Here is a 12,903-nt window from a genome sequence, read left to right as displayed (position 1 = left end):
TGCTCGGCATCGGTGGTATGGGCCGCGTATATCTCGCTGTGCATCCGCATCTGCCGCGCAAGGTCGCGTTGAAGGTGCTGCATCCGGGACTGACGTCGGACGAATACGTCGCGTCGCGGTTCGAGCGGGAGGCAGCGCACGTCACGCGGCTCGAACACCCCAACATCGTGCAGATCTACGATCGCGGGCGCGAGCACGGGCGCTTGTGGATCACAATGCAGTACGTTCCCGGCGTCACGGCCGCGGACCTGATCGCGGCCGGACCGGTCCCGGTGGAGCGGGCCGTGCACATCATCTCCGAAACGGCGAAGGCTCTCGATTTCGCGCATCGGACGGGTGTGCTGCATCGCGATGTGAAGCCGGCGAACATCCTCATCGCCGACCCGATCGCCGAGGACGAGCCGGAGCGGGTGCTGCTCACCGACTTCGGTATCGCGAAGGCGCTCGACGAGACGGGGCGTCTGACGCGCACGGGAATGTTCGCGGCGAGCCTGCAGAACGCCGCGCCGGAGCAGTTCGACACCGCGGTCGTCCTCGACCACCGGGCAGACCAGTATTCGCTGGGGTGCACTTTCTACCACCTGCTCACCGGCCGGCCCCCGTACCCCGGTGAGACATTGCCGCAGCTGTGGCACGGTCACGCTCGGAGCCCGATCCCGCGTCCGAGCGAGGCTCGTCCGGATGTCCCGGTGGCACTGGACGCGGTCGTCGCGCGGGTACTCGCGAAGGATCGGGCCGATCGGTACCCGTCGTGCCGCGCGTTCGCCGACGCGGTGCGAGCGGCGATAGAGACCGACAGCAGCAACGGCGCACGAACCCGGATCTGGCACGAATCCGATCGCGCGGAGTTGCGGCGTTCCGGGCCCCGAAACCGCCGGTCGTGTCCGCTGCGGGTGGTCCTCGCCGACGACTCGGTGCTGCTGAGGGAAGGCATCCGCAGCCTGCTCGGCGACGAGGGGCTCGAGGTGGTCGGTGAAGCCGGCGATGCATCCGATCTGCTCGCGCTGGTCGCGCAGGCCCGCCCCGACATCGCGGTCGTCGACATCCGGATGCCGCCGACGCACACGGTCGAGGGCATCGAGGCGGCCCGGACGATCCGCTCCGAGTTCCCCGAGACCTCGGTGCTGTTGTTGTCGCAGTACGTCGAATCCGAGTACGTGATGGATCTGTTGACGAACGGGGCCGGGGGGCTGGGCTATCTGCTCAAGGACCGGGTCGCCGACATCGACGAGTTCATCGACACCCTGCATCGGGTCGCCGACGGCGGGTCGGCGATCGACCCGAGTGTGGTGAGCCGGATGGTGTCTCGCCCGCACCCCGGCAGGCGGCCCATCGACGACCTGTCGACCCGGGAACGGGAGGTGCTCGCGCTCATGGCCGAGGGGCGCTCGAACCGCGCCATCGGCGCCACGCTGTTCCTCGGGGAACGGACCGTGGAGGCCCACATCCGGTCGATCTTCCTCAAGCTCGGCCTGCATCCGGAGCCGGAGGCCCACCGCCGGGTGCTCGCGGTCCTCGAGCATCTCGAGGCGAACTCCTCATGACGGGGAGGCAGCGTGTTCAGCCGCGGGAGAGCACTCGGTCCAGCGCTCCGACCGCTTCGTCGAGCTCGGCGGTCGTGACGATCAACGGCGGCCGGAAACGGATTCCGCGCGAACCGGTTCCGATCATGAGGACGTGTTCGTCGGTGAACAGCCGGGACAGGACGGCGTCGCGTTCGGCCGGGGAGGGCAGATCGACGGCGCACATCAGCCCGCGTCCGCGCACTTCGGTGACCTCAGGATGCCGGTCGGCGAGTTGCCGCAGTGCCGACAGCAGGTGCGCGCCGGTGAGCCGGGCCCGATCGACGAGCCGGTCCCGTTCGATCACTTCGAAGACGCGGCGGGCCCGCACCATGTCCGTGAGGTTGCCACCCCACGTGGAGTTCAGGCGGGAACTCACGGTGAAGACGTTGTCGGCGACGTCGTCGAGCCGGCGACCGGCCATGATGCCGCACACCTGCGTCTTCTTGCCGAACACCACGATGTCCGGGACGACGTCCATCTGCTGGTAGGCCCACATGGTGCCGGTCATGCCGACCCCGGTCTGCACCTCGTCGAAGATCACCAGCGCATCGTTCTCGTGACACAGATCCGCCATGGCACGGAAGAATTCGGGGCGGAAATGGTGGTCGCCGCCCTCGCCCTGGATCGGTTCGGCGATGAAGCACGCGATGTCGTGCGGGTTCTCGACGAACGCACGCCGGGCCTGCTCGAGCGCCCGGGATTCGGCTTCCGCGACGTCGCGACCGTCCCGCAGATAGGGCGCGTCGATGCGCGGCCAATCGAACTTGGGATAGCGGTCGGTCTTGACGGGATCGGTGTTGGTCAGCGACATCGTGTATCCGGTCCGGCCGTGGAAGGCCTCGGTCAGGTGCAACACCTTGCTGCCGAGGTTCGGGTCGCGGCCGTGGGCTTCGTTGAGCCTGCTGGCCCGGTCGAACGCCGCCTTGAGTGCGTTCTCGACGGCGACCGCACCGCCGTCGACGAAGAACATGTGCGGCAGGGCCGGGTCGCCGAGGATCCGGGCGAAGGTGTCGACGAACCGGGCCATCGGCACCGTGTAGATGTCGGAGTTGCTGGGCTTGTTCACTGCCACCGCGGCCAGTTCGTCCACGAAGTCGGGGTCGCCGACGAGGTCGGGATGATTCATGCCGAGCGCGGAGGACGCGAAGAATCCGAACATGTCGAGGTAGGTGGTGCCATCGCGCTGGTCGACCAGGCGCAGCCCCGAGGACTTGTCGAGATCGAGGACGAGATCGAACCCGTCGGCCAGGATGTGGCGGCCCAGTGTGTCGTGTACCCGGTTCGGCGGCAGTTCTTCGGCACCACCCGGGTTTCGGAATGCAGTGCTCATGCCCCGAGGCTACGCCAAATCCTTTACTGCGGCGCGGGCTTGAAACCGGAGAATATGCTTACGCAAGGGCTAACGATCGTAAAATGTTTGGAGTATGACGGTGCTGCGGGTCGCGACGTTCGCGGTCGCGCGGATCTGCTGCAGCAGATGCTCGAGTTCCCGCGGCGAACCGACCCGCACGAGCAGGATGTAGCTCTCGTCGCCGGCCACCGAGTGACAGGATTGGATGGCGTCGATGTGTCGCAGCCGGGCGGGCGCGTCGTCCGGCTGCGAGGGATCGAGAGGGGTGATCGCCACGAACGCCGACAGCATCAGCCCGAGCGCCTCGGGATCGACCGACGCCGTGTACCCGCGGATCACCTCCCGTGCCTCGAGCCTTCGCACTCGCGACTGCACCGCCGACACCGACAGGCCGGCCTTGTCCGCCAGCGCCGACAGCGTGGCCCGGCCGTCGGCGACGAGCTCACGCAACAACAGCCGATCGATCTCGTCCAGGTTTTCTCTCGAGGATTCCGGCACGAGCGCAGGTTATCCGAGCACGGAAGGACCGCACCCATGAATGCGCCCTCAGGGCATCCGGCCCCACCCCATCCGAGCGCAGATCTCGCCACCCGCGCCGCACAGGCCCTGCAGCGATGCGGAGCACCGACTCCGGCGCGCGACGGCTCCCTCGTCGTGACCACCCCGATCGACGGTTCCGAGCTCGCACGCCTCCACCCGCACACCGCCGCCGACCTCGACATCGCGATCTCCGCCGCCGCCGAGGCCTTCACCGTCTGGCGCGCGGTGCCGGCGCCGCAGCGGGGGCGGCTCGTGCGGCGGCTCTCGGAGCTACTCACCGAGCACAAGGCCGATCTGGCGGAGCTGGTCACCCTCGAGGCGGGGAAGATCACCTCCGAGGCACTCGGCGAGGTGCAGGAGATGATCGACGTCTGCGACTTCGCGGTCGGACTGTCGCGTCAGCTCTACGGTCGCACCATGCCGTCGGAGCGCCCCGGGCACCGGCTCATGGAGACCTGGCATCCCCTCGGTGTCGTCGGCGTCATCTCCGCGTTCAACTTCCCGGTCGCCGTGTGGTCGTGGAACACAGCGATCGCCCTGGTGTGCGGCGATCCGGTGGTGTGGAAGCCGTCGGAGACGACCCCGTTGACGGCGCTGGCCTGCGACGCGCTCCTGCGCCGCGCCGCGAGCGACACGGGGGCCCCGGAAGCGCTGCACCACGTGCTGCTCGGGGACGCGACCGTCGGCGAGGCGCTCGTCGACGACCCCCGGGTCGCGCTGGTCAGCGCGACGGGGTCGGTACGGATGGGCCGCATCGTCGGCCCCAGGGTCGCGGCGCGCTTCGGCCGGGCGCTGCTCGAACTCGGCGGGAACAACGGCGCGATCGTCGCGCCGTCGGCCGATCTGGACCTGACGGTACGGGCCGTCGTGTTCGCCGCAGCCGGCACCGCCGGACAACGATGCACGACACTGCGCCGGCTCATCGTGCACCGGTCGGTGGCGGACGAACTGGTCCGCCGCATCGCGACCGCCTACTCGGGTCTGCGGATCGGCAACCCGTTCGACGACGGAGTCCTGGTGGGTCCCTTGATCTCCGGTCGCGCGTACGAGGCGATGTGCAAGGCACTCGAACGCGCCGAGCTCGACGGCGGCGTGCGCGTCACCGGCGGCGAACGTATCGATGTCGGACACGGCGAGGGTCCGGGCGAGTCGTTCTACGTCTCCCCCGCGCTCGTCCGCATGCCCGCGCAGACGGAAGTGGTTCGGGAGGAGACCTTCGCGCCGATCCTGTACGTGCTGACCTACGACGAGTTCGACGAGGCGATCGCCCTGCACAACGCGGTGCCGCAGGGCTTGGCGTCGTCGATCTTCACCACCGATTCCCGTGAGGCCGAACGCTTCCTGGCCGCATCCGATTGCGGCATCGCGAATGTCAACATCGGCACGTCGGGCGCCGAGATCGGCGGCGCCTTCGGCGGCGAGAAGGAGACCGGCGGCGGCCGCGAGTCCGGATCGGACTCGTGGAAGGCGTACATGCGCCGCGCCACCAACACGATCAACTACTCCGACGAGCTGCCTCTCGCGCAGGGCGTCGAGTTCGGTTGACGGTCTACACTCCCCGCGTCCGCGCGTGCCACCCCCAGGCGGCGAGCAGCGCGCCTTCCATGGCCGCGTCCAGAAGATAGGTCTTCGGGATCCGCCCGGCGGGAACATAGACCAGGTCGACGGTGAGCAGGGTGGCGGCGGTGGCCACCCCGACCCGCCGCGCCGCGCGTGTTCCCTCGGGCGTGCCCTCGGACCGCAGTTGCACCGATCCGTTGCCCACGAGCAGACCTGCCACCGTGTACATCAGCCACCGGTCCTGCTTCGGACCGAAGATCGCTTCGAAACTGCGTCTGTGCACGAGCGGCCACAGCCCGCCGAGAACGTTGCACCATCCGTGGACGCGCGCGAGCCCGACGCCGAGACGGTCGGCTTCGGCAACGGTGGTGTTCATGACGACCGACTACTCCTCCGGGTCCGCATCAGCGCACCCCGCGCGGCCACGGCCGCCGCGGCACCGATGCCGAGAATCCAGGGTCCGCCCACGAGAATCGGATCCATCCACTGATGGGCCGTGTCGACGCGTCGTCGTCCGAGGCGCGAGCGGGCCCCACCGGGCGTGAACTCGCTTCTGATGCCGGTCTCGGTGAACGGATTGTCCGGGCGTGTGGACGCGAACGACCTCAGGTGGGATTCGACGGCGTCGATCCGGTCGGCGCCGAGCAGGAGCAGCCAGTGCGCAGCGCGTCCTTCGCTGAATCGGCGGTAGGCGTACTTTCGGACGATCCCCGACAACCCCTTCGGTGGGCAGGAGGTGCCGAATACCGGAGTCAGCAGGGCATGTTCGACCGAACGTTCACGGGGCCACTTCTCTTCCTGCCGGTCCGGGAAGTCCCAGTGCGCTCCCGTGGCTTCCGGGTCGAAACGCTCCTTCGGCACCGCCGGACGGTTCTTCGGATCGAGGTCGACGCCCCATCCCGGTATCCGTGCGCGCAGATCGTCCGAGTCCGGACGCGCGTGCGGGCTCGCGGTGTACGCGGCGGGTGTCGGCGGCTTCGTCATCTCGCAGTCCTTTCACGCAGCGTCCGGCACGATGACCGGCTTGATGCAGTCGTCGAGTTTCGCGGAGAAGATGTGGTAGCCGTCGGCGATATGTTCCAGCGGGATGCGGTGCGTGACAATGTCGTTCGGCTTGATCACGCCACTCCGGATGTGCTCGAACAGGCGCGGCCACTGGCGTTTGACCGGACACTGGTTCATCCGCAGCGTCAGCCCCTTGTTCATCGCATCCCCGAACTTCACGGCGCTGAACATCGGCCCGTAGGCACCCATCACCGAGACCGTTCCGCCTTTGCGGACCGAGTCGATGGCCCAGTTGAGCGCGATCGGCGATCCGCCCTGCAGCTTGAACTTGGTCGAGGTCACGTGCTGCAGCAGGTTGCCGTCGGCTTCCGCACCGACCGCGTCGATGACCACGTCGGCCCCGAGATGATCGGTGGCCTTCTTCATCTGCACGACGATGTCGTCGTACTCGGCGAAGTTGTAGGTCTCGGCGTGGGCGAAGGTACGCGCCTTCTCGAGCCGATATTCGAGGTGGTCGATCACGATCACCCGCCCGGCGCCCATGAACCACGAACTCTTCGCGGCGTACAGACCCACCGGCCCGGCGCCGAAGACCACCACGGTGTCGCCCTCGACGATGTCACCGAGCTGCGCCCCGAAGTATCCGGTCGCGAGCGCGTCGGTGCACATGAGCGCGTCCTCGTCGTCCATCCAGTCCGGGATCTTCTGCGGCCCGACGTCCGCGAACGGCACGCGCACGAACTCTGCCTGGCCGCCGTCGTATCCGCCACAGGTGTGCGAGTATCCGTAGATTCCCCCGACCGCCGTGGCGTTGGGATTGACGTTGTGGCAGTTCGAATACAGACCGCGGGCACAGAAATAGCACGAGCCGCAATAGATATTGAACGGCACCATCACCCGGTCCCCGGGTTGCACGTTGCGGACCGACGGCCCGACTTCGTGCACCACACCGACGAATTCGTGGCCGAACGTCATGCCCACTCTGGTGTCGGGCATCATCCCGTGATAAAGATGCAGATCCGATCCGCAGATCGCGGCGCGCACCACCCGCACGATCGCATCGTTCCGGTGCTCGATGCGCGGAACATCCTTTTCCTCCACCCGGACCTTGTACGGTCCGCGGTACACCATCGCTTTCAATTCGCCTCCCGGCTCTGGATTTTCGATCCGCCTCCCGGCTCTGCGCCGGAATCCTCCTACGGAACCTCGGGGTGGTCGGCGAACATGGCTTCGATGCGAGCCTTGATCTCGGCCGTGCTGAAGCCTGCTCCCGTCGTCCGCGGCCGCGCCGGCTCCGGTCCCTCCGCCTCGGCCGGGCCGAGGTCTTGCACATCGGTCGTAGTCATCTGTCCCGGAACTCCTTTCACGACGGTGAACGCCCGACTGTGCCTTCGCGCCTCAGCCCGCGACCTGCTGTGCCTTCGCGTACGCGAGATGAAGGAAATCCGCTCCCGTCAGTACCGCGAGGGCGTCCACGCAGAGTGCGGTCGGTCGCGGCGCGAACACCCGCCCCACGGTGAGAACGGCAACCGCCCAGACGTCGAAGCAGAACGGGCAGGTCAACAGTTCACCCAGGCTGCGCCGGGCTCCGTTCCGGTACTTCGGTGACTCCATCACCTCTGCGGGCCCGCCGTCGCCGTCGTACTCGGTGAACGGTGCGCGAAGCGGATTGGTCACCTCGTCCTTGGTGATCGTGCGCGACAGCTTGTGGACCGCAACCGCGGCGAGGAGCAGATCACGGGTGCTCATTCTCCGGGGCAGCTGTCTGCCGGTCACCACCGACAACGCAGCGATGCCTACAACGAGAATGCTATAGAGGGCCAGGACCACCAGGTGCCCGCCGAGGTTCCGTTCGTCTTCCGGTTCGTCGCCGCGGCTGTCGAGCTTCCATTCGGGTTCGGTCGCGAGAGTCATCGATGCTTCCTTCACAAGTCGGTCGCATCGAGGTACCCGCCCCCGCCGAAATCAATCATCCGGCGCCCACGAGTTCACGTCAGGGCCGGGGCAGCAGCTCCGCGCTCAGCGGTTCGATCTCGATCACCGCGCCCTCCGCCTGGCCGTAGTAGCGCGTCCGCATCCGCCACAGCCGGAAGTGCCCGAGCTCCGAACGCCAGCCGCCGAGGTAGTACTTCCGGCCGAGCAACGCCAGCGCACGCAGCGACGGGGCCCCGGGGTGCACCTTCGCGCGGCCGCGGACCCGCAGGACGTGGTCCGAGCGGCCCTTCCCCTCCGCGTCGAGCAGCACGACGACATCGGGGTTCGCCGCGGCGTTGCGGGCCGCGACGGTGTCCCGTCCGGTGGCCAGGAACAACCGGCCTCGGTCGTACAGGAACCACAGCGGTGTCATGGCCGGCCGCCCCTTCGGCGACCGGGTCGCGACGCGCGCGACGAGCGAATGCTCGAAGAATGTGGCGGCGATCGGATCGTCCGGGGTCACGACGGCTCCTCGTGCAGCATGGCGTAGTCCCATCCGGTGGCGCGGCGCTGCTCGAAATCGAACCAGGCGAGGCCGTCGGTCGTGACGTCGGTGGCCCGCACCATCCGGCCGCGCAGGTTCACCGCGCGCAGCTCGAACCAGAACGATCCGTCGTCGAGGATCAGCGCAACCCTGTCGAACGCGGCATCCGCCGGGAGAGATTCCGGGTGGAGTCCCACCCTCAGCTTCTCGTCTTCGGAAACGACCCGTGCGGGCAGCGCGTCGACGTGGCCGTCGTGGTCGAATGCGACGGCTGCGCGACCGCGGGACAGCAATTCCGCGACGAGCGGTTCGGGGTCGACTCTCTGGGTGACGCCCATGGTGTACGAGGGTAGCGGGTCTATCCGCGGCGGTCGCGGGTTCGGCGCTCACGCCGGATCCGGATCGGCTCGGGCGGCTCGACGTGCTCGTTTCCGGGCAGCGGGGATTCACCGCGCCGGGCACGCACCTCGGAGACGGTTTCGATCCCGGCCAACTCGTCGGAGCCCTGACGGGCCGGGGTTTCCTCGTAGAGCGAGAACCACGGGTATCCGCGCTTGGTGTATTCCTCTGCGGTCACGGGTTCGGTCGGGGGCTGCTCGCCGGTGAGCGCTTCCCAGCGGTCGCTGTTGACCAGCTCGATCCGAACGGCCGAGTGGTGGTCGAGGTCCCACGCGTCGTGTTCCTCGACGGGCGTCGCGACACCCTGTTCGATCGCCCCTCCGGCCCCGAACCCCATCGACGACGACGGCTCGGGCGCCCCGAACGCCCGCATCGGCCGCTGCGCGTCGAACTTCTTGCGCTCCTCCCAGATCGGTCCTCGGATCGGGTACGCGACGATCCGCACTCCCCCGATCACGACCCCGGCGGCGAGCTGTTCCTCGACCGTGTATCCGGCTCCGAGCGGTGCTGCCACGAACTGCCGGACCTTTCCCGTGGCCACCTGGAAGCCGTCGAGCCACGGTTGTTCCGGCACCTCGAAGTAGTTCTCCCGCTCGAAATCCGGTTCCTCGGACCACTTTCCGCCGGTTACCGCGTCGACATCGCCGACGCCGACCTTGACGAGGAAGGGGTAACGGCCGTCGAACTTGATCCAGCACGCCTCCGACTGCCACATCGGCAGCACGAGCACGTCGTCGACGACACGCAACGGGAATCGGCCCAGGCTCGGCGGCAGCGGATAGGTGGTGCCGTCGTCCGGGACCCGCACCGTGCGATGGAAGGAGACGGAGAGTTCGGCATCGGCGTGGACCTCGGGGAATTCGAAGTACAGCCTGTCCTGATCGACACTGAGCGCCATCTCGTTCCTTCCGCTCCTGCCTGCCGTGTGTCGGCGAGCCTACGCCCGGACGGTCCCGTCGGGTGGGCTACCGGGCCGCACTGCGCGATCCCACTTCTGTGTGGCGTACGCCACACGGTGTGGTAAGACCGTGGGCATGTACCCCGGGAATTTCGTGTCCGTCACCCCTGACAAGCCGGCCATCGTCCGGCCCACGACCGGAGAGTCGCTGACCTACCGGCAACTCGACGAGAATTCGCTGCGATTCGCGAAGTACCTCCGCGACCTCGGTCTCGAACCGGGCGACCACATCGCGCTGATCTCGAACAACGACCTGCGCGTGATGGAGGTGTACTGGGCGGCCCTGCGGTCCGGCCTGTACATCACCGTCGTGAACTGGCATCTGACCGCTGCCGAAGCCGCCTACGTGGTGAACGACTGCGGCGCGAAGGTGCTCGTCGTGTCCGCGGACGCCGCCGAGGCCGTCGACCTCGCACCGGACGCGTACCCGGCCGTGACCCATCGCGTCGTGTTCGGCGGCGACCTTCCCGGTTTCGACGACTACGCGGAGGCCATCGCCCGGTTCGACACCACTCCCCTCGCCGATCAGCCCCGCGGCCAGGACATGCTGTACTCGTCCGGCACGACCGGCCGCCCCAAGGGCATCAAGCCGAAGCTGCCCGACGGGCAGGTGCAGGACATCCCCGATCCCTACACGGCCGTGTTCGCGCCGATGTACGGATTCGACGCCGAGACGGTCTACCTGTGCCCGGCACCGCTGTATCACGCTGCGCCGCTGCGCTTCTGCGGGACGATCCAGTCGGTCGGCGGCACCGTCGTCCTCATGGACCGGTTCGACGCGGAGGAGGCACTCGCCCTGATCGAGCGGTACCGGGTGACCGCGAGCCAGTGGGTGCCGACGATGTTCGTGCGAATGCTGAAACTCCCGGAGGAGATTCGCGCGAAGTACGATGTGTCCAGCATGAAGGTCGCGATCCACGCTGCGGCCCCGTGCCCGCCGGAGATCAAGCGCGCGATGATCGAGTGGTGGGGCCCGGTCATCAACGAGTATTACGCCTCCACGGAGGGTTCCGGCGCCACGTTCATCGACTCCGCTCAGGCTCTCGCCCACCCCGGTTCGGTGGGTCGCGACGGGGTCATGGGATTCGTGCGCATCTGCGACGACAAGGGTGAGGAACTGCCGATCGGCTCGATCGGCACCGTGTGGTGGGAGCGCGACGAGCGCCCGTTCGAGTACCACAACGATCCTCAGAAGACCGAGGAGGCAACGCACCCCGCGCATCCGACGTGGACGACGAGCGGCGACATCGGTTATCTCGACGAGGAACGGTTCCTGTATCTGACCGACCGCGCCGCGTTCACGATCATCTCCGGCGGCGTCAACATCTACCCGCAGGAATCGGAGAACGTGCTCACCCTGCATCCGAAGGTGTTCGACGTCGCGGTGATCGGTGTGCCGAACGAGGAGATGGGTGAGGAGGTCAAGGCGGTCGTTCAGCTCGTCGACGGTATCGAGCCGAGTCCCGAGCTCGAGCAGGAACTGCTCGACTACGTGCGGGAACGGGTCTCCCGGTTCAAGGCGCCGCGCAGCATCGACTTCTCCGACGATTTGCCGCGCACCCCCACCGGCAAGCTCGTCAAGCACAAGCTGCGGGCCCGCTACCTGACCCCGACACCATGAGCGCAGGCGGTGCCCAGGACACCATGAGCGGAAGCGACATCGAGCACACAGCCGACCTGGACGCGCTGGCCCGGCTGCTGCCCGACGGGGCAGTGGTCACCGACCCCGACATCCTCGCCGGCTACCGGCAGGACCGGGCGATGGATCCGGACGCGTCCGTGCCGCTCGCGGTGGTACGGGCGCGTACGACCGCGGACGTGTCGGCAACCCTGAAATGGGCGAACACCCATCGGGTTCCGGTGGTGCCACGCGGGGCAGGCACGAGCCTGTCCGGCGGCGCCGGCGGCCTCGCCGCCGGGATCGTGCTGAGCACCGAGAAGATGCGTGAGATCACGGTCGACCCGGTGACCCGCACCGCGATCGTCCAGCCGGGACTGCTCAACGCGGAGGTCAAGCGAGCCGCCGCGGAGCACGGCTTGTGGTACCCACCGGACCCGTCGTCGTTCGAGATCTGCACGATCGGTGGCAACGCCGCCACCAATGCGGGCGGATTGTGTTGTGTGAAGTACGGAGTCACCACCGACTACGTGCTCGGCCTCGAGGTCGTGCTCGCCGACGGCACCGTCGTGCGGCTCGGCGGCCCGCGCCTGAAGGACGTCGCGGGACTCTCCCTGACGAAACTGTTCGTCGGGAGTGAGGGCACGCTCGGGATCATCACCGAAGTGACCTTGCGGTTGCTGCCGCCGCAGCCACCGGCGTCGACGATGGTCGCGACGTTCTCGTCGGTGCAGGCCGCCGCGGACGCGGTGCTGGCGATCACCGGGAAGCTGCGCCCGGCGATGCTGGAGTTCATGGACCGCGCATCCATCAATGCCGTCGAGGACGCCCTGCACATGGGGCTCGATCGCGCGACCGAGGCCATGCTCATCGCGCGGTCCGATGCGCCGGGTGCCGCTGCGGCCCAGGAGATCGCGATGATGGTGCAGGCGTGCCGCGACGCCGGCGCGGACGAGGTGTTCGACACCGACGATCCGGAAGAGGGCGAAGCGTTCGCGGCGGCACGGCGGATGGCCATCCCCGCTGTCGAGCGCACCGGCAGTCTTCTGCTCGAGGATGTCGGGGTTCCGTTGCCGGCGCTCCCCGCGCTGGTCGGGGGTATCGCGGAGATCGCCGAGCGGAATGCGGTCACGGTCGCGGTGATAGCCCATGCCGGGGACGGGAACACCCACCCGCTCATCGTCTTCGACCCTGCCGACGAGGACATGACGGCCCGGGCGCACGTCGCGTTCGGCCAGATCATGGATCTGGCGATCGGCCTCGGCGGGACCATCACCGGCGAACACGGGGTCGGCCGGTTGAAGAAGGCGTGGCTTCCCGACCAGGTCGGCCCGGACGTCATGGATCTGACGCGGCGGGTCAAGGAGGCGTTGGACCCGAACGCGATCCTCAATCCGGGCGTTCTGTTCTGACCTGTGATCGAGTACCGTGTCGTCGTGCAAGAGGAGC

General features: G+C 67.9%; 14 protein-coding genes. 4 read left to right on the top strand and 10 right to left on the bottom strand.

From position 1 onward, the window contains the following. Positions 1–17: 17 nt before the first annotated feature. The gene (locus ACN675_RS10130; protein ID WP_420750759.1) at positions 18–1,544 is read left to right on the top strand and encodes a protein kinase domain-containing protein; all 1,527 of its coding nucleotides are present in this window, start codon (positions 18–20) and stop codon (positions 1,542–1,544) included. A 16-nt stretch (positions 1,545–1,560) separates the two neighbouring features. On the opposite strand, the gene lat is transcribed toward ACN675_RS10130, so the two are convergent. After that, complete coding sequence (gene lat / locus ACN675_RS10125; RefSeq protein ID WP_420750738.1) at positions 1,561–2,895, bottom strand: L-lysine 6-transaminase; 1,335 nt, start codon at positions 2,893–2,895, stop codon at positions 1,561–1,563. 69 nt (positions 2,896–2,964) lie between these two features. Continuing rightward, positions 2,965–3,414: an Lrp/AsnC family transcriptional regulator gene (locus ACN675_RS10120; protein WP_420750737.1), complete on the bottom strand. Its 450-nt coding sequence runs from the start codon at positions 3,412–3,414 to the stop codon at positions 2,965–2,967. A gap of 36 nt (positions 3,415–3,450) precedes the next feature. Between ACN675_RS10120 and ACN675_RS10115 the strand changes: the two genes are divergently transcribed. After that, entirely contained in the window at positions 3,451–5,001 is a 1,551-nt protein-coding gene (locus ACN675_RS10115) for an aldehyde dehydrogenase family protein (protein ID WP_420750736.1), read from the top strand. 4 nt (positions 5,002–5,005) lie between these two features. Here ACN675_RS10115 and ACN675_RS10110 read toward each other — a convergent pair whose 3' ends face one another. The 8 genes from ACN675_RS10110 to ACN675_RS10075 all read right to left on the bottom strand — a co-directional run bounded on the left by ACN675_RS10110 (position 5,006) and on the right by ACN675_RS10075 (position 9,776). Beyond that, the gene (locus ACN675_RS10110) at positions 5,006–5,392 is read right to left on the bottom strand and encodes a hypothetical protein (RefSeq protein ID WP_420750735.1); all 387 of its coding nucleotides are present in this window, start codon (positions 5,390–5,392) and stop codon (positions 5,006–5,008) included. Further along, positions 5,389–6,000, bottom strand: a complete 612-nt coding sequence (locus ACN675_RS10105; protein ID WP_420750734.1) for a hypothetical protein — start codon at positions 5,998–6,000, stop codon at positions 5,389–5,391. The genes ACN675_RS10110 and ACN675_RS10105 overlap by 4 nt, the downstream gene beginning before the upstream one ends. 12 nt (positions 6,001–6,012) lie before the next feature. Further along, the gene (locus ACN675_RS10100) at positions 6,013–7,161 is read right to left on the bottom strand and encodes a zinc-dependent alcohol dehydrogenase (RefSeq protein WP_420750733.1); all 1,149 of its coding nucleotides are present in this window, start codon (positions 7,159–7,161) and stop codon (positions 6,013–6,015) included. 56 nt (positions 7,162–7,217) lie between these two features. Further along, on the bottom strand, positions 7,218–7,367 hold the full coding sequence (locus ACN675_RS10095; RefSeq protein ID WP_420750732.1) for a hypothetical protein: 150 nt from the start codon (positions 7,365–7,367) through the stop codon (positions 7,218–7,220). A 52-nt stretch (positions 7,368–7,419) separates the two neighbouring features. Further along, a complete protein-coding gene (locus tag ACN675_RS10090) occupies positions 7,420–7,935 on the bottom strand; it encodes a DUF1360 domain-containing protein (protein WP_420750731.1) in 516 nt (171 codons plus the stop codon). A 79-nt stretch (positions 7,936–8,014) separates the two neighbouring features. After that, complete coding sequence (locus ACN675_RS10085; protein WP_420750730.1) at positions 8,015–8,458, bottom strand: pyridoxamine 5'-phosphate oxidase family protein; 444 nt, start codon at positions 8,456–8,458, stop codon at positions 8,015–8,017. Beyond that, positions 8,455–8,817, bottom strand: a complete 363-nt coding sequence (locus tag ACN675_RS10080; RefSeq protein ID WP_420750729.1) for a hypothetical protein — start codon at positions 8,815–8,817, stop codon at positions 8,455–8,457. Before ACN675_RS10080 ends, ACN675_RS10085 begins: the two co-directional genes overlap by 4 nt. A 20-nt stretch (positions 8,818–8,837) precedes the next feature. Next, positions 8,838–9,776: a hypothetical protein gene (locus ACN675_RS10075; protein WP_420750728.1), complete on the bottom strand. Its 939-nt coding sequence runs from the start codon at positions 9,774–9,776 to the stop codon at positions 8,838–8,840. A 136-nt stretch (positions 9,777–9,912) separates the two neighbouring features. Here ACN675_RS10075 and ACN675_RS10070 point away from each other — a divergent pair, with 136 nt between their 5' ends. Beyond that, entirely contained in the window at positions 9,913–11,457 is a 1,545-nt protein-coding gene (locus tag ACN675_RS10070; protein ID WP_420750727.1) for an AMP-binding protein, read from the top strand. After that, positions 11,454–12,866 carry an FAD-binding oxidoreductase gene (locus ACN675_RS10065; RefSeq protein WP_420750726.1) on the top strand — a complete coding sequence of 471 codons (1,413 nt, stop codon included), beginning with the start codon at positions 11,454–11,456 and terminating at the stop codon, positions 12,864–12,866. The genes ACN675_RS10070 and ACN675_RS10065 overlap by 4 nt, the downstream gene beginning before the upstream one ends. The last annotated feature ends 37 nt before the right edge of the window (positions 12,867–12,903 follow it).

Origin of the sequence: Rhodococcus sp. O3, assembly GCF_048897285.1 — a bacterium.
Taxonomy (GTDB): domain Bacteria; phylum Actinomycetota; class Actinomycetes; order Mycobacteriales; family Mycobacteriaceae; genus Rhodococcus.
The sequence above is the reverse complement of the archived record's forward strand: the minus strand, read 5'-3'. Positions and strand labels throughout refer to the sequence as shown.